Below are 15,690 nucleotides of genomic sequence, written 5' to 3'. Positions count from 1 at the left end.
GCGGTCAGTCCGCCAACGGCCAGGTGTGCACCGGCTCGCCCGCTTCCGACAGCTCCAGGTACCGCCCGAGCATCCGGTGCAGCGCCTCTTCGCGGTCCAGCCCGCGTTCCTGCGCGCGTACGACGAAGTCGCGCTGCCAGGTCGCCCCGGTCCGCCGCGCGAGGCAGCGGCGCTCGATGATCCCCAGGTAGCGCTCCCGCGCTTCGTCGGAGACGTCGGAGCGGCGCAGTCCTTCGTGGGCGAGCGGGAGCAGCACGCGCAGCGCCAGCTCGTCCGGCGGGATCCAGCCGATGCCCGGCCAGTACAGCTGCGCCTCGAACCCGCGGCGCGCGCCCGCGTAGAGGTTCTCCTCGGCCGCCTGGAACGACATCTGGCTCCACACCGGGCGTTCCGCCTCGGCGAGCGCGCGCTGGGCGCCGTAGAAGAACGCCGCGTTCGCCACCGTGTCGACGACCGTCGGCCCGGCCGGCAGCACCCGGTTCTCCACGCGCAGGTGCGGCAGGCCGTCGACGACGTCGTACACCGGCCGGTTCCACCGCCAGATGGTGCCGTTGTGCATGCGCAGTTCGGTGAGCTTCGGGGCCTGGCCCGCGTCGAGCGCCTCGATCGGGTCCTCGGCGTCGGTTTCCGGGAGCAGGCCGGGGAAGTAGCGGACGTTCTCCTCGAACAGGTCGAAGATCGACGTGATCCAGCGCTCGCCGAACCACACCCGCGGCCGCACGCCCTGGTTCTTCAGCTCTTCGGGCCGGGTGTCGGTCGCCTGCAGGAACAACGGGATCCGCGTCTCGTGCCACAACGCCTTGCCCAGCAGGAAGGGCGAGTTCGACGCGAGCGCGATCTGCGGGCCGGCCAGGCACTGTGCCGCGTTCCAGTGCGCGGCGAACTCTTCCGGCGCCACTTGCAAGTGCAGCTGCACGCTCGTGCACGCGGCCTCGGGCAGGATGGATTCGGCGTAGCTGCGCAGGCGTTCCGGTTGCTGGCCGGGCAGGGCCGCGCCTTCCATCGCGAGCACCGTGCGTTCGCCGCGGGCGGCGAAGATCTGGTCGTTCAGCGTCGCGTAGCGCGCCTTGTTGGTGAGCCACTTCTGGTCGAATTGCTCGTGCTTCAACGTCGGCAGGATGCCGATCATCGCCAGCATCGACCCGGTGTCACGGGCCTTCGCCGCCGCCGTGCCGAGGTACGCGCGCAGGTCGTCTTCGAGGTGGAGGGCCGAATCGCCGGCCAGCGGCCGCGGCGGCACGTTCAGCTCGATGTTGTGCTGGCCCAGCTCCGTGGTGAACGACGGGTCGTCGAGCGCCTCCAGCACGGCCGTGTTCGTCATCGACGGGCGCAGCTCGCGGTCGACCAGGTTCAGCTCGACCTCGAGACCGATGTTCTTGCGGGGGAACGAAAAACTGCCGTCCGTGAGCATGCGGGCCAACGTGTCCAGGCAACGCTGCACCTTGCGGCGGTACCGTCCCCGGTCGAGCGTGTTGAACGGTTGAGCCGCGAGGTCCATCCCCATGACCATCCCTGCTTTGCGTCGTCGTGGAACTAGGACGTGTTTCAGGTCCCGGCGGACAACCGTTACACAGCCGCTGATGCCGGGCTAGCGGCCAAACTGGTGCTCTCCGTCACGACGAGTTAACCGACAGCAAAATGAACCCGTTCGTACCAAGGTTCGCGGGACGATCGGACCAGTGCGGCGCCCGGCAAGCGGATGACAGACTGGGCGGATGGGAGTGATCCACATCGACGACCGCGGCGACCCCCGCGTGGACGACTTCCGGGACCTGTCCACTGCGGACCGCCGCCCGGACCGCCCGGGCGGCAAGGGACTCGTCATCGCCGAGGGCACCGTCGTGGTGTCCCGGCTGCTCACGTCCCGTTACCCGGTACGGGCGTTGCTGGGCGTGGAGCGGCGGTTCGCCGAACTGGCGGGCGAACTCGAGGGCCTCGACGTGCCCCGGTACGTCGCTTCCGCGGAGACGATGGCCGACGTCGTCGGGTTCCACCTCAACCGCGGGATCCTCGCCGTCGCCGACCGTCCCGAGCCCCTCACGGTTTCCGAAGTCGTCGAGAACGCGGCCACGATCGCCGTGCTGGAGGGGGTGGGGGACCACGAAAACCTCGGCGCCCTCTTCCGCAACGCCGCCGCGCTCGGCGTCGGCGGCGTGCTGCTCGGCCCCGGTTGTTCCGACCCGCTGTACCGGCGCAGCGTTCGCGTATCGATGGGGCACGTCCTGCGCGTGCCGTTCGGGCACCTGCCGGAGTGGCCGGGCGGGCTCGACGACCTGCGGGCGCGCGGGTTCGCCGTCGCGGCGTTCACCCCGCGCCCGGGCTCGATCCCGCTGCGCGAACTCAGGAAGCACGCGCCCGGCCGGGTGGCCCTGCTGTTCGGCGCCGAAGGTCCCGGACTGACCGAAACGGCGCTCGCGGCGGCTGATCACGCGGTGCGGATACCCATGCCGGCGGGTGTCGACTCCCTCAACATCGCGACGGCCGCCGCTGTCGCCTTCTACGAACTGGCCCCGGGTGACTAAAGTGCCTCTAAGTGTTCGGGGAGTCGGCCGGTGAAGGGACCCCATGGAGCTGCGGATCCGCGGTGATCGTGCCGTGCTGGCCGGACCCGGAGGGGAACACGCGCGCGAGGTCGACCCGTACAAGCTCGCGATCGGCGCCGACCTGGCGCAGGCGCTGCACGAATGGGCCCGCGTGGCGTCGGCGGTCGCGGCCGATTCCGGCGCCGAGGCGGCCACCGTCGTCTCGCAACGCGGACGTCAGCTGGCCGGCCGGCTCGCGTCGGTGATGGGCACGACGGTGCGGTTCGTGGACCCGGTGACCGGCGCCGACACCGTCGTCGAGCCACCTCCGCGCGCCGACGAACCCGGGCGCCGGTTCGTGCGGACGGTGCTCGGCCCGCCGGGCCCGCCCGGGGAACCGACGCCGTGGCTGACCGGCCTGACGGTCTCGGCGTTCATCGCGGCCGTGGTCGTGGTGGCCATGCTGGCGCTGGCGTCGACGCTGGCCCGCGAGACGAGCGGCTGGCTCGCCCTGGTCGCCTCGGTCGTCGTGACGGCCGGGATCACGCCTTCGCTGTGGCTGATCCGCCGCACGCCGATCCTGCGCTGGGCCGCGTACGGCGCGGCGGGCGGCGTCGTGATCGCGTGGATCGGTGTGCTGGTGATCGCCTTCTAGGGACGCCGGACGTACGTGACGAGCGCGCCCTGCGCCCGCGTGGCGGTCTGGCCGCCGAAGAAGTAGCCGTGGTAGCCGGCGATCTGGCGCACCAGGTCCGGTGAGACGTCGAACTGGCCCGAGAAGAACGTGACGCCGGGCTTGCCGGTGAACTCCTTCGCGAGCCAGCCGACGCGCGTCGAGCGGGGGAAGATCCGCAGCACCCACAGCAGCGGCGGCACGCCGAGGACGGTCAGGCCGAAGCCGATCTCGAAGAGCCGGTCCTCGCCGGTGAGCGCGGCCGTCAGCCCGCCACCGCCGAAGCACAGCAGGGCCCACACCGCCGGGGCGATGAAGCCGGCGAAGGACATCCGGAACTTCCGCACGGTCGCCGGCCGCGGTGCCGACGGGCGGCGCAGCACGAGGATGTGGTCGGTGACGTCGGCGAACTCCGCGACGGGGACCAGCCCCTCGGTGCCGGCGATCTCGGCGATCCGGGCGGGCGGCAGTTTCGCGTGCCGGACGCTGACCCACAGTTCGTCCTGGCCGTCGAGGCTGTTCCGCAGCCACTGCTCCCGCCCGGGCGACTCGGCCGGGGGCTCGAAGACGGGCGGCGGCACCGGCGCCGGCGTGCCGAACGTCAAGCCGGGGCGGGTCTTCGTGAAGAGGAGGTTCGTGCTGGTGCGGCCGGCGGAGTACTGGCCGGCGTAGAAGTAGCCGTACAGCGAAGCGACTTCGCCGAGCAGTTCGGTGGAAACCGACGGCGGTGGCGGCACGACGACCTGCCACCCGCCGGTGAACTCCTCGTCGAGCCACGGCATCCGGGGTGACCGGCCGGCGACGGCGCGGACGACGAAGATCGCGCCGAGCGGGACGACCACGCCGACCGGGACCAGCAGGAGCGGCCACTTGTGCTCGGAGGTGCTCGCGAACCAGGTCCCGGCGACCACGGCCAGCAGCGCGACGAACGCGACCAGGCCTTGGACAGCGGCGAAGCCGAAGCGCGGCCCGTGGGTGCGCGGCCGCAGCTCTTCGGCGGGCAGCGTGGGACGGCGCAGCAGCCAGAGCCGGTCGGTCGAGTCGGCCACCTCGGCGACGACGGCCAGCCCGGCGGCCGCCGCGACCGCGCCGACGTCGGCCCGGCCGAGCCGCAGCCGTCGCGAGCTCGCCCAGAACTGGTCCTGCCCGGTGAGCAGCTTCGCCAGCCGGCCGCGGTCGGCGTCCGTGCCCGGCCCGCGGTCGAAGTGCCGCGGGAAGAGGCCGGGCGCGAACTCGAACCGCAGGGTCCCCGCCTGGGCGGCCGGGATTTCGCGGTACCGGCGCGAGAACGCGGCCTGCCGGACGACGGTCGGGTCCAGGCCCCACTGCGCGGGCGCGACCTCGACGACCGGCGTGCCGGTGAACACGCGGAACCGCAGCTCGCCCAGCCGGACGTACAAGGTGTTGCCGGCCGTCGCGATCATCCGTCGTCACACTGCATGATCGATCCCTCCCTCAGCGTGACATCGTAGCCTGACGGGATGGAGCAGCTCGACGCGTTGCGGAAGTTGTGCCTGGCCCTGCCCAAAGCGACCGAACGGCTCAGCCACGGGTCGCCGGCGTGGTTCGTGCGCGGCAAGAAGACGTTCGTGATGTTCGCCGACGACCACCACGGCGACGGCCGGCTCGCCTTCTGGTGCCCGGCGCCGCCCGGTGCGCAGGAGGAGCTGGTGCGCACCGAGCCGGAGCGGTTCTTCCGGCCCGCGTACGTCGGGCACCGCGGGTGGCTGGGCGTCCGGCTGGACGTCGACCTCGACTGGGCCGAGGTCGACCGGATCGTGCGCGAGGCCTACCACCAGGTCGCCCCGAAGACGCTCGCCGCGCTGGTGGACTAGCCGCGCTGGGAACGGACCCCGAGCAGCACGTCCTCCCAGGACGGCACGATCGGGTGGTTCTTCTTGGCCTTCGGCCGCGGCTGCTCGGCCGCGGTGTCTTCCTCCGGGTCCGCCGGGACGCGGGGGATCTCGCGGGTGTCGTCGTCCGGGTCCGGCTCGGCCGGCGGCAGCTCCGCGTGCTCCGGCGGCACCGAGTCCAGCGTCGGCTGGAACTCCGCGTCGCGGGCCGGGTCGAGGGCGCGGACCGTGCGGGGCGCGCGGTAGGCGTTCGGGTCGAGGAGGACCTCGGCGTTCTCGTCCAGCGCCGTCACCGTGCCGCCGTGCGCGCCCGGCGAGAACGCCCAGTGCGCGCGGTTGTCGGAGCAGCCGGCCTTCCACCGCAGCACGACGACCCAGCGGCCGTCGTCGCCCTTCCACGAGTCCCAGGTGGCCTGCGAGTAGTCGTGCCCGCGGACGCCGAAGCCGTACGCGACGACCTCGCCGAGCGTCTGGACGTCGGGCCCGTCCTCGCGGACGGGGTGGGCGCTCTGCGCGAGCTCGGCGGTGCGCGACCGCTCGAGGAGCACGGGGTAGGCGTACCGCTCGACGCGCTGCACCGAGACGCCGGCGCTGCTCGCCACCTGCTCGACGGACTCGCCGGCGCGGATGCGCTGCTGGATCTCGCGTGGCCGCATCTGGCTCTCCAACTCGATTTCGATCTGGCCGAGGCGGGTGATGTCCCCCCGCGCCGCCGCGCGCAGTCTCTCATCGGCCGGGAGGAGGAAACGCGTACGGCTCGCCGGGTCTTCGCACACGATGGACTTACCGTCCTCGTGCAACCCGACCACTCGAAGCGTGCGCATTGTTCGCCTTCCCCGATGCTTCACCGTTGTGGGTGCCCACGTTAGAACGGCGCGTCGGCTTGACGTGCGAGGCGCGCCGAGTCCGTGCAGAACTGCCCACTGTTCATTTCGCGACCCCCGCATCATCGGTCACGCAGGTCGGCGCCCTACCTGTGACACGCCGAACACGCAAAGTCACGATCGAGTGGATCATGAAGGCGGCAGACGGACCGTCACCGTGAGGCCGCCGCGCCGGCCGGGCTGGGCCTCCGCGTGGCCGCCGTGCGCCGTCGCCACCGAGCGGACGATCGACAGCCCCAGCCCCGCGTTGCGCGTGTCTCCCGTCCGCTCCGCGCCACCGATCCGCCGGAACGGCTCGAACAACGTCGGCACGGCCTCGGGCGGGACCACCGGCCCCGAGTTCCGGATCTCCACCGCCGGGTCGCCGCGGACCTCGACGTACACCCAGCCGCCCGACGCGTTGTACGTGATCGCGTTGACCACCAGGTTCGTCACCAGGCGCTCCAGCAGCACCGGGTCGCCCGCCACCGTGCGCGGGCGCAGGCGCGTCTCCACCGTCACGCCCGCCGACGCGGCTTGGGCGGCCGTCGCCCGGATCACCGACGCCGCGACCTCGTCCAGCCGGACCGGCGTGCGGGCCTGCAGGCCGCGGTCGGTGCGGGCCAGGACCAGCAGGCCCTCGATCATCCGCTCGCTGCGCTCGTTGGTGTGCAGCAGGTGCGTACCCAGTTTTCGCAGCTCCGGCGGCACCTCGGGGTCGGCCATCGCCACCTCGATCAGCGTCCGCTGCACCGCCAGGGGCGTCCGCAGCTCGTGGGACGCGTTCGCGACGAACCGCTTCTGGCTGTCGAACGACTCCGCCAGCCGGTCGAGCATGCCGTCGAACGTGTCCGCCAGCTCCTTCAGCTCGTCGGGCGGGCCGTCGAGGTTGATCCGGCGGTCGAGCTTGCCCGCCTCCAGGCGCCGCGCCGTCGACGTGATGTCGTGCAGGGGCCGCAGCGCGCGGCCCGCCATCAGCCAGCCGAACAGCACGGCCAACGCGGCCGTCGCGACCAGGGCGATCGCCGAGCCGACGACCAAAGTGGACAGGGTCGACGAGCGGTAGTCCGCCAGCGAGCCGCTGAGCAGCCGGACCGCGACCCCCGGGGAGCCGGCGACGGTGTCGGCTTGGCCGCCGTAGAGCGCGTCGGCCGAGCCGATCGTCGTCGAGGCGACCCGGGCCGGGTCCGGCAGCGTGCTCTGCACCAGCAGGTAGTCGATGACGACCAGGACGAGCCCGGCGAGCAGGAACAGTCCGCCGTACCAGGCCGTCAGCTTCGTCCGGACCGACAGCGCGTTCACGGCGTGCCGAACCGGTAGCCGGCGCCGGGGACGGTCTCGATCACCGGCGGGTCGCCGAGCTTGCGGCGCAACGTCATCACCGCGACGCGCACCGCGTTGGTGAACGGGTCCGCGTGCTCGTCCCACGCCTTGTCGAGCAGGTCCTCGGCGCTGACCACCGCGCCTTCGGCCCGCATGAGCACCTCCAGCACGGCGAACTCCTTCGGCGAGAGCAGCAGGAACCGGCCGTCGCGGGCGGCCTGGTGACGCGGCAGGTCGAGGACGACGCCGTCGCGCTCCAGCACGGGCGGCAACGCGGGCCGCGCGCGCCGCGACAGCGCCTGCACCCGGGCGACCAGCTCGGCGAACGCGAACGGCTTCGTCAGGTAGTCGTCGGCGCCGAGGCCCAGGCCCGCGACGCGGTCGGTGACGTCGGCGGCCGCGGTCAGCATCAGCACGCGCGCCTCGCCGCCCGCCCGGACCACGGCGGCGCAGACGGCGTCGCCGTGCACCTTCGGCAGGTCGCGGTCGAGGACCACGACGTCGTAGCCGTGCACGCCGACGCGTTCCAGGGCCTGCTCGCCGTCGTAGCAGACGTCGACGGCCATCGAGAACCGCCGCAGCCCCTCGGCCACCGAGTCGGCCAGCAGCCGCTCGTCCTCCACCACCAGCACGCGCACCCGCCCAGTCTGCGCAGGCAGGCCATAAGGACCGCATAAGCGACGTCGCTTAGCGCGCCCGAATCCCCCGGTCCGTAGACCTGGCACCCATCCGGACACGAAAGGAGCGAGCCATGCGGACACGGATCCTCGTCGCGGCGCTCGGGGCGGCGTTGCTGCTCGGGGGCTGCGGCGCGAAGGGTGACGACGGCGACAAGGTCGCGTCGATCTCGACGCCGCAGAAGTCGGGCGGCCCCACCGCCGCGGACAACAGCGGCAAGAGCGACGAAGACAAGATGCGCGACTTCGCCAAGTGCATGCGCGAGCACGGCGTCGACATGCCCGACCCCAAACCCGCCGGGGACGGCAAGGGCATGTCGGTCACCCTGGGCGGCGACGCCAAGGACAGCGGGAAACTCGACGCCGCGCAGAACGCGTGCAAGCACCTCATGCCCAACGGCGGCGAGATGAAGCCGCCGAGCGCCGAGGAGCTCGACAAGATGCGCAAGGACGCCAAGTGCATGCGTGACCACGGCATCGACATGCCGGACCCCGATCCCAGCGGCAAGGGCACCATGCGGATCGGCGGGCCGGGCGACGACCCGAAGAAGTTCGAAGCGGCCGCGAAGGCGTGCGGGCTCGGCATGAGCGTCAGCAGCGAGGCCGGAAAGTGAACGACGTGACCCACCTGAAGCCGCGCCGTCGCGGCCGGACGCGCTGGTTCGTCGCGGGCGCGGTCCTCGTCGTGGTGCTCGGCACCAGCTCCGTCGTGGTCCTGACCCGCGTCTCGAGCGCGACGCCGGTCAAGGAGGCCGCGCCGCCGCCGGTCGAAACGGCCGAGGTCGTCAAGACCGACCTCAGCGAAGAGGAAGAAGCCGACGGCACCCTCGGCTACGGCGACGAATCGAGTGTCCAGGGCCGCAAGCCGGGCACGATCACGTCGCTACCGGCCGCCGGCGCCACGATCACCCGGTGCCAGGCGGTGTACGGAGTGGACGCGAAGCCGGTGCCGCTGTTCTACGGGACCCTGCCGTTCTACCGCGACCTCGCCACCGGCGCGGACGACGGCGCCGACGTCAAGCAGCTCGAGGAGAACCTCAAGGCGTGCGGGTTCGGCGGCTTCGGCACGCCGGACAAGAAGTTCACCGCGGCCACGGCGGCCGCGCTGAAGAAGTGGCAGAAGTCGCTGGGGCTGGCGCAGACCGGCGCGTTCGGCCAGGGCGACGTCGTGCTCGCGGCGGGCGAGGTCCGCGTGTCGGCGCTGGCGGCCAAGCCGGGGGCGCCCGCCCAGGGCGAGGTGCTCAAGACGACCGGGACCGTCCGTTCGGTGCAGGTGAAGCTGGACGCGGCGAAGCAGGACCTCGCGCAGCAGGGCGCGAAGGCGTCCGTGACGATCAACGGCAAGACGACGCCGGGCACGATCACCGATGTCGGGCGGACCGCCGTCGACGGCAAGGACGCCTCCGGCCAGGACGACGGCAAGCCGAAGATCACGGTGACCGTGAAGCTGGACGACCCGGCCGCCGGGGGCACGCTCGACTCGGCGCCGGCGAGCGTCCGGTTCACCAAGGACGTCCACGCCGGTGTGCTCGCCGTTCCGGTCGGCGCGTTGCTCGCGCTCGCCGAAGGCGGGTATGCCGTCGAGGTCGACGAAAACGGGCAGCGGCGGCTCATCGGTGTCCAAACGGGACTGTTCAGCGGCGGCAAGGTCGAAGTCAGCGGAAATGGCCTGACCGCGGGCATGCGGGTGGTGACGACGTCGTGACGCCCGTGCTGCGCGTGCACGAGGTGACGCGCACCTACCCCGGCGGGGTCGCCGCGCTCGACGGCGTCTCGCTGACCCTCGAAGACGGCGAGATGGTCGCCATCGTCGGGCCGTCCGGGTCGGGGAAGTCGACCCTGCTGCACCTGATGGGCACGCTCGACCGGCCGTCGTCGGGCCGCGTCGAACTGCACGGCCACGACGTCGCGGCGCTGTCGGACCGGAAGGTCTCCGCGCTGCGGTCGCGCTGGATCGGGTTCGTGTTCCAGCAGTTCTTCCTCGACGAAGGGATGAGTGCCGTGGACAACGTGTGCACCGGGCTGCTCTACGCCGGGGTGCCGCGGCGGCAGCGGCGCGGGCGGGCACTGGCCGCGCTCGACCGCGTCAAGCTGGGGCACCGGGCGTGGCACCGGCCGGGCGAGCTGTCCGGCGGCGAACGCCAGCGCGTCGCGATCGCGCGGGCCGTGGTCAACGACCCGGCGATCCTGCTGGCCGACGAGCCGACCGGCAACCTCGACACCGGCACCGGCGCGTCCGTGCTCGGGCTGCTCGGCGAGCTGTCGGCGGAGGGCACCACGATCGTCGTGATCACCCACGACCGGGAGATCGCCGCGAGCATGCCGCGCCGGATCGAGCTGCTCGACGGGCGCCTGCGCCTCGACACCGGCCTGGTCGGTGCGCGATGACCCTCGTGACGCTGCCGGAACCGGCCCGGCTCAAGCCGCCGGACGTCGTCGCGCTCGGCGCCCACGGCATGCGCACGCGGCCGGTGCGCGCGGTGCTTTCCGCGCTGGGCATCGCGATCGGCGTCGCGGCGATGGTCGCGGTGCTGGCGATCCCGGCGTCGGGCGCGCAGGCCCTGCACGACCGGCTGGCCGCGCTCGGCACCAACCTGCTCACCGCCGGGCCGGGGCAGACGCTGTTCGGGAAGGACGCCGTGCTGCCCGACGACGCCGTCCCGATGGCCCGGCGGATCGGGCCGGTGCAGGCGGCCAGCGGCACCGGGCACACGTCCGCGAGCGTCCGGCGCAGCGACAAGATCGCGCCGGACGACACGTCCGGGCTCGCCGTGTACGCGGCGAAGCCGGACCTGCTGGGCGTGCTCGGCGGGAAGGTCCGGGCCGGTGCCTTCCTCGCGCCGGGGAACCGGGACTACCCGGTGACGGTGCTCGGTTCGCAGGCCGCGGCCCGGCTCGGCATCGACCACGTCGACCCCGCGCGCCCGCCGCAGGTCCTGATCGGCACGCAGTGGTTCACCGTGGTCGGCATCCTCGCGCCGATGCCCCTGGCGCCGGAGGTCGAGCGCTCGGCGCTGGTCGGCTGGGACGTCGCGAAGCGGCTGCTCGGCTTCGACGGCCATCCGTCCACTGTGTACGTGCGCGCCGAGGAGTCCCAAGTGGACAGTGTGCGTTCGGTGCTGGGCGCGACGCTGAACCCGCAGGCGCCGAACGAGGTCGAGGTGCGCCGCCCGTCGGACGCGCTGGCCGCGCAGAAGCTGACGGACACGACCTACAGCGCGTTGTTCCTGGGGCTCGGCGGGGTCGCGTTGCTGGTCGGCGGGGTCGGCGTCGCCAACACCATGGTCATCTCGGTGCTCGAACGGCGGCGCGAAATCGGCCTGCGCCGGGCGCTCGGGGCCACGAAACGCCAGGTCCGCGGGCAGTTCCTCGCGGAGTCGGTGTTGTTGTCGGGGCTCGGCGGGCTCGCCGGGGTCCTCGTCGGCGTGCTGGTGACCGCGGGCTACGCGCTGAGCCAGGGGTGGCCGGCGGTGCTGCCGTGGGGCGCGCTGGCCGGCGGGGTCGGCGTCGCGGCGCTGGTCGGCGCGGTCGCGGGGGCCTACCCGGCCGTCCGGGCGGCCCGGCTCGCGCCGACGCAGGCGCTGGCCTGACGCCGGCCCGGAGGGTGCGGGGTCGTCGCCCGCACCCTCCGGGGCTTACCACGCTGCACGCGCCGTGCTACCTCTCGCTGTGCGTTGTCTCCGACAGAGCACGGTGGAAGATTCCCCAACCCCCGGCCGCCGAGTTGAATGTCGGACGGACCGAGGCCGAGAGGGGCGATCGCCGTGGTGCGGGTCGAGGCGAACAGGCGTGACTTCCTCCGGTGGCTGGCGACGGCCGGGGCGGGGCTCGCCGCGGCGGGGGTCGCGCCCGCGGTCTTCGCCCAGGAGGCCGCCGCGGCCGGGACCGGGGTCGTCGTCGTGCGCGGCGCCACCGTGGTCGACGGGACCGACGGCCCGGCCCGGCCGGACACCTCGGTCGTGCTGGTCGGGGACCGGATCGCCTGGGTCGGGCCGACCGCCGCGCTGCCGCCCTGCGCCGGCGCCGAGGTCGTCGACGGCCGCGGGCGGTTCGTCGTGCCCGGGCTCTGGGACATGCACACCCACGGCCTCGACTACGAGCACCTGTGGCCGCCGATGTTCCTGGCCAACGGCGTCACCGGCATCCGCGAGATGCTGGGCTACGACGAGAACCGCGCCACGCGCGCCAAGATCCTCCGCGGCGAGCTGCTCGGCCCGCGGGTCGTCCTCGGCAGCACCATCCTCGACGGCCCGGTCAGCCTGCTCGGCCCGCCCGTCACCCAGCTGGCGACCCCCGAGGAAGGACGGGCGGCCGTCCGGACCGCCGTCGCGCAGGGCTCCGACTTCGTGAAGGTCTACTTCTACCTGCCGCGGGACGTCTTCGCGGCGATCGCCGACGAGTGCCGGCGCCACGGCCTGCCGTTCGCCGGGCACTGGCCGTACCGGCTGCGGATCCCCGACGCCGCGGCCGCCGGGCAGCGCAGCTTCGAGCACCTCTTCGGCCTGCCGATCGCCACGTCGAGCCGGCGCGACGAGTTCCTCGCCCGCCTCGACGCGACGCCGTTCGACCCGAACGCGAAGCGCGCCTTCTTCGACCTCGCCCGGGAACTCGACCGGCAGGCGGCGCGCGCCTACGACCCGGCCGCCGCGGAGTGGCACTTCGCCGCGCTCAAGGCGCAGGACAGCTGGCTGAGCCCGACGTTCGCCGTCAACCGGGTGATCTCCAAGCCCGTGAGCACCTACGCGCACGACCCGCGGCTCAAGTACGTGTCGCCGGACATCTCCCAGTACTGGGCCGACCGCCTCCCGGTGCTCGCCCCCGGCACGCCCGAGCAGGCCGCCCGGCAGGACGTCTACTTCGAGGACCAGCTGCGGCTCGTCGGCGAAGCGCACCGCGCCGGGGTCGGCCTCCTCGGCGGCACCGACTGCCTCAACCCGTACGTCTTCCCGGGGTTCAGCCTCCACGACGAGCTGGACTTCCTCGTCGAGGCCGGGTTGTCGCCGCGCAGCGCCCTGCAGGCGGTGACCCGGGACGCCGCGCGGTTCCTCGGCCGGTCCGCGACCAGCGGGACGATCACCCCCGGCAAGGAAGCCGACCTGGTCCTGCTCGACGCGGACCCGCTCGCCGACATCCGCGCGGTCCACCGGATCGACACCGTCGTCACCGCCGGGCGGGTGCTCGGCCGGGCGCGGCTGGACCGGATGCTGGCCGACGTCGAAGAGGCGGCGAAGCGGCCGTTGACCGCCATGAACGGCAGGTCAGTGCGCTTGCCGGTGCACAGCTGCTGCTGAGCGCCCGGTAATCTCGGCCGGTCGAACACCGTGCTGAGTGGGGGTAGGGCGTGTCGGGGCGGAAAATCTGGGCGGGGCTCGCCGTGCTCGAAGTCGCCGCTGTCGTCCTCGTTCTGGTGTTGAAGCGCTTCGACGGCCTCGACCTGGAGGTCTACCTCGGCGGCGCGAAGGCGCTCGCCGAGCAGGGCTCGCCGTACGACGCGTGGGTGCCGACCACCCACCGGATCCTGCTGCCGTTCACCTACACGCCGTTCGCCGCGGCCGCGTTCTGGCCGGGCACGCTGCTGCCCTTCGCGGTGACGATGAAGCTGGTCAGCATCGCCTCGATCGTCGCGACCGGCGTCGTCGCGTACCTCTACGTCGCGACGCTCAACGGCTCGCTCACCGACGCGACGAAGGGCAACGGCCGGGTCGTGGCCGCGCTCGTCGCGATCGGCGCGCAGCTCGCCGGCGCGCTGCTCGAGCCGGTGCGCTCGACGCTCGGCTTCGGCCAGATCAACGCGCTGCTCATGGTCCTGGTGGTGCTCGACGTCCTGCTCCCCGGCGAGCGCAAGCGGACCAAGGGGCTGCTCATCGGCGTGGCCGCGGCGATCAAGCTGACGCCCGCGGTGTTCGTCGTGTACTTCCTCTTCCGCCGGGACTTCAAGTCCGCGCTGCGGGTCGTCGCCGGGTTCGTCGCGGCCGGCGCCCTGCTGTGGGTGATCCGGCCGTCGGCGTCGTGGACCTACTGGACGAAGCTGGTGTTCGACGCCGGCCGCATCGGCGGCGGCGACTACGTCGGCAACCAGTCGCTGCGCGGGCTGATCGCGCGCACGGGGTTGTCCGATGCCGCCGGGAACGTCGTCTGGGTGCTGGCCGCGCTCGCCGTGATGGCGGTCGTCGCGGTGGTCATCGTGCGGGCCGCGGAGCCGGTGCTCGCGCTGACGGCGTGCGCGCTCGGCGGCCTGCTCGTCTCGCCGGTTTCGTGGACCCACCACTGGACGTGGTGCGTGCCGATCCTGGTGCTGGCCGGGTACTACGGCGTCCGCGCCCGGCGCACGGACCGCGTGGTCGGCTGGTGGTCCGGCGCCGTCGTCGTGGCCGGCTTGACGCTGTTCATCGTCGGCCCGATGTGGTTCGCCCCGCGCCCGGCGCCGTCCGCCCTCTGGTGGCTCGCCACCGAGTCCTACGAACTCTTCGGCGTGCTACTGCTGGTCGTGGCCGCCTTCGCCGCACCTCGCCTGCGCGTGAAGAAGGGGACCTTCCTCGCCGGAACGACGGTGAAGGTCCCCTCCAAGGAGCCTCAGGTCAGCTGAGCCGCTCGACGACGTACTCGATGCTCTGCGTGAGCTTCGTGACGTCGTCCGGGTCGATGGCCGGGAACAGGCCGACGCGCAGCTGGTTGCGGCCCAGCTTGCGGTACGGCTCGGTGTCGACGATCCCGTTGGCGCGCAGCACCTTCGCCACCGCGGCGGCGTCGACGTCGTCGCTGAAGTCCACCGTGCCGACGACCTGCGAGCGCAGGTCCGGGTCCTTCACGAACGGCGTGGTGTAGCTCGTCTTCTCGGCCCACTCGTACAGCCGCGACGACGAGTCCTTCGTGCGCGAGGTCGTCCACTCGAGGCCGCCCTGGCCGTTCATCCACTCGATCTGCTGGGCGAGCAGGAACAGCGTCGCGACGGCCGGGGTGTTGTACGTCTGGTCCTTGCGGGAGTTGTCCAGCGCGGTGGTCAGCGACAGGAACTCGGGGATCCAGCGGTCGCCGCCGCCGATCTCGCCGATCCGCTCGACCGCGGCGGGCGAGGCCAGCGCGACCCACAGGCCGCCGTCCGAGGCGAACGACTTCTGCGGCGCGAAGTAGTAGACGTCGAAGTCCTCGGCCTTGACCGGCAGGCCGCCGGCGCCGGAGGTGGCGTCGATCGCGACGAGCGCGCCGTCGGAGCCCTCGGGGCGGCGGACCGGCACCGCGACGCCGGTCGACGTCTCGTTGTGCGCCCAGCCGACCAGGTCGGCGCCCGCTTCGTAGGTGATCTCGGGCGCGCTGCCCGGCTCGGCCTTGGTGACGATCGGGTCGGCCAGGAACGGCGCGCCCCTGGTCACGGTCGCGAACTTCGAGGAGAACTCGCCGTAGGTGAAGTGCTGCGCGCGCTCGCGGACCAGGCCGAACGCGGCCGCGTCCCAGAACGCCGTGGTGCCGCCGTTGCCGAGGATCACCTCGTAGCCCTCGGGCAGGGAGAACAGCTCGGACAGGCCCGCGCGGACGCGTCCGACGAGGGACTTGACCGGCTTCTGCCGGTGCGACGTGCCGAGGTAGGTGGAGCCGGACTCCGCCAGGGCGCTCAGCTGCTCGGCGCGGACCTTCGACGGTCCGCAGCCGAAGCGGCCGTCAGCCGGCTTGAGGTCTGCGGGGATGGTCAACTCAGCGTCGGTCATGTGGCCAGTCTCTCAGGTCGGGACGCGGCTGGTGATGGCGGTTCGCCAGTGTCCGGTATGTGGGAGCGGGGCTGGG

At 72.7% G+C, this 15,690-nt stretch carries 15 protein-coding genes; 9 read left to right on the top strand and 6 right to left on the bottom strand.

Features of this window, described 5'->3' with window-relative positions:
- Positions 1-4: 4 nt before the first annotated feature.
- Positions 5-1,504 (bottom strand): glutamate--cysteine ligase, encoded by a 1,500-nt coding sequence (locus ACYVLJ_RS03755; protein ID WP_460437753.1) that lies wholly within the window; start codon positions 1,502-1,504, stop codon positions 5-7.
- Between the two features lie 211 nt (positions 1,505-1,715).
- Here ACYVLJ_RS03755 and ACYVLJ_RS03750 point away from each other — a divergent pair, with 211 nt between their 5' ends.
- Both ACYVLJ_RS03750 and ACYVLJ_RS03745 read left to right on the top strand, forming a co-directional pair.
- A complete protein-coding gene (locus tag ACYVLJ_RS03750; RefSeq protein ID WP_460437752.1) occupies positions 1,716-2,522 on the top strand; it encodes a TrmH family RNA methyltransferase in 807 nt (268 codons plus the stop codon).
- 43 nt (positions 2,523-2,565) lie between these two features.
- The gene (locus tag ACYVLJ_RS03745; protein ID WP_451968830.1) at positions 2,566-3,177 is read left to right on the top strand and encodes a DUF2537 domain-containing protein; all 612 of its coding nucleotides are present in this window, start codon (positions 2,566-2,568) and stop codon (positions 3,175-3,177) included.
- On the opposite strand, the gene ACYVLJ_RS03740 is transcribed toward ACYVLJ_RS03745, so the two are convergent.
- Positions 3,174-4,619, bottom strand: coding sequence for a hypothetical protein (locus ACYVLJ_RS03740; protein WP_460437751.1), 1,446 nt, complete (start codon positions 4,617-4,619; stop codon positions 3,174-3,176). The two genes, ACYVLJ_RS03745 and ACYVLJ_RS03740, sit on opposite strands and share 4 nt — an antisense overlap.
- 57 nt (positions 4,620-4,676) lie before the next feature.
- On the opposite strand from ACYVLJ_RS03740, the gene ACYVLJ_RS03735 reads away from it, so the two are divergent.
- A complete protein-coding gene (locus tag ACYVLJ_RS03735; RefSeq protein WP_460437750.1) occupies positions 4,677-5,030 on the top strand; it encodes an MmcQ/YjbR family DNA-binding protein in 354 nt (117 codons plus the stop codon).
- Here ACYVLJ_RS03735 and sepH read toward each other — a convergent pair.
- From sepH to ACYVLJ_RS03720, 3 genes are all read right to left on the bottom strand, one after another.
- Entirely contained in the window at positions 5,027-5,872 is an 846-nt protein-coding gene (gene sepH, locus ACYVLJ_RS03730; protein ID WP_460437749.1) for a septation protein SepH, read from the bottom strand. The genes ACYVLJ_RS03735 and sepH overlap by 4 nt on opposite strands.
- 189 nt (positions 5,873-6,061) lie before the next feature.
- Positions 6,062-7,213, bottom strand: a complete 1,152-nt coding sequence (locus tag ACYVLJ_RS03725) for a sensor histidine kinase (protein WP_451968822.1) — start codon at positions 7,211-7,213, stop codon at positions 6,062-6,064.
- A complete protein-coding gene (locus tag ACYVLJ_RS03720) occupies positions 7,210-7,872 on the bottom strand; it encodes a response regulator transcription factor (RefSeq protein WP_460437748.1) in 663 nt (220 codons plus the stop codon). The genes ACYVLJ_RS03725 and ACYVLJ_RS03720 overlap by 4 nt, the downstream gene beginning before the upstream one ends.
- 113 nt (positions 7,873-7,985) lie before the next feature.
- Between ACYVLJ_RS03720 and ACYVLJ_RS03715 the strand changes: the two genes are divergently transcribed.
- The 6 genes from ACYVLJ_RS03715 (at position 7,986) to ACYVLJ_RS03690 (ending at position 14,497) form a co-directional block, all read left to right on the top strand.
- Complete coding sequence (locus tag ACYVLJ_RS03715; RefSeq protein WP_460437747.1) at positions 7,986-8,525, top strand: hypothetical protein; 540 nt, start codon at positions 7,986-7,988, stop codon at positions 8,523-8,525.
- Complete coding sequence (locus ACYVLJ_RS03710; RefSeq protein WP_460437746.1) at positions 8,522-9,616, top strand: peptidoglycan-binding protein; 1,095 nt, start codon at positions 8,522-8,524, stop codon at positions 9,614-9,616. The genes ACYVLJ_RS03715 and ACYVLJ_RS03710 overlap by 4 nt, the downstream gene beginning before the upstream one ends.
- Positions 9,613-10,299, top strand: a complete 687-nt coding sequence (locus ACYVLJ_RS03705) for an ABC transporter ATP-binding protein (protein WP_460437745.1) — start codon at positions 9,613-9,615, stop codon at positions 10,297-10,299. The genes ACYVLJ_RS03710 and ACYVLJ_RS03705 overlap by 4 nt, the downstream gene beginning before the upstream one ends.
- Positions 10,296-11,501 carry an ABC transporter permease gene (locus ACYVLJ_RS03700; RefSeq protein WP_460437744.1) on the top strand — a complete coding sequence of 402 codons (1,206 nt, stop codon included), beginning with the start codon at positions 10,296-10,298 and terminating at the stop codon, positions 11,499-11,501. The genes ACYVLJ_RS03705 and ACYVLJ_RS03700 overlap by 4 nt, the downstream gene beginning before the upstream one ends.
- A gap of 174 nt (positions 11,502-11,675) precedes the next feature.
- Complete coding sequence (locus ACYVLJ_RS03695) at positions 11,676-13,202, top strand: amidohydrolase family protein (protein WP_460437743.1); 1,527 nt, start codon at positions 11,676-11,678, stop codon at positions 13,200-13,202.
- Between the two features lie 50 nt (positions 13,203-13,252).
- The gene (locus ACYVLJ_RS03690) at positions 13,253-14,497 is read left to right on the top strand and encodes a glycosyltransferase family protein (protein ID WP_460437742.1); all 1,245 of its coding nucleotides are present in this window, start codon (positions 13,253-13,255) and stop codon (positions 14,495-14,497) included.
- On the opposite strand, the gene serC is transcribed toward ACYVLJ_RS03690, so the two are convergent.
- Positions 14,490-15,614, bottom strand: a complete 1,125-nt coding sequence (gene serC, locus ACYVLJ_RS03685; protein WP_460437741.1) for a PLP-dependent aminotransferase family protein — start codon at positions 15,612-15,614, stop codon at positions 14,490-14,492. The genes ACYVLJ_RS03690 and serC overlap by 8 nt on opposite strands.
- Between the last annotated feature and the right edge of the window lie 76 nt (positions 15,615-15,690).

The organism is Amycolatopsis stemonae, assembly GCF_054781455.1.
Note: the sequence above shows the minus strand (reverse complement) of the source record. Positions and strands in the feature narration are given on the sequence as shown.

Bases quoted from the DNA above. Each gene is read 5' to 3' on its own strand.
- ACYVLJ_RS03700 (WP_460437744.1), top strand. From the start codon at position 10,296: ATGACCCTCGTGACGCTGCCGGAACCGGCCCGGCTCAAGCCGCCGGAC.
- ACYVLJ_RS03745 (WP_451968830.1), top strand. From the start codon at position 2,566: ATGGAGCTGCGGATCCGCGGTGATCGTGCCGTGCTGGCCGGACCCGGA.
- sepH (WP_460437749.1), bottom strand. From the start codon at position 5,872: ATGCGCACGCTTCGAGTGGTCGGGTTGCACGAGGACGGTAAGTCCATC.
- ACYVLJ_RS03755 (WP_460437753.1), bottom strand. From the start codon at position 1,504: ATGGGGATGGACCTCGCGGCTCAACCGTTCAACACGCTCGACCGGGGA.
- ACYVLJ_RS03735 (WP_460437750.1), top strand. From the start codon at position 4,677: ATGGAGCAGCTCGACGCGTTGCGGAAGTTGTGCCTGGCCCTGCCCAAA.
- ACYVLJ_RS03740 (WP_460437751.1), bottom strand. From the start codon at position 4,619: ATGATCGCGACGGCCGGCAACACCTTGTACGTCCGGCTGGGCGAGCTG.
- ACYVLJ_RS03715 (WP_460437747.1), top strand. From the start codon at position 7,986: ATGCGGACACGGATCCTCGTCGCGGCGCTCGGGGCGGCGTTGCTGCTC.
- serC (WP_460437741.1), bottom strand. From the start codon at position 15,614: ATGACCGACGCTGAGTTGACCATCCCCGCAGACCTCAAGCCGGCTGAC.
- ACYVLJ_RS03750 (WP_460437752.1), top strand. From the start codon at position 1,716: ATGGGAGTGATCCACATCGACGACCGCGGCGACCCCCGCGTGGACGAC.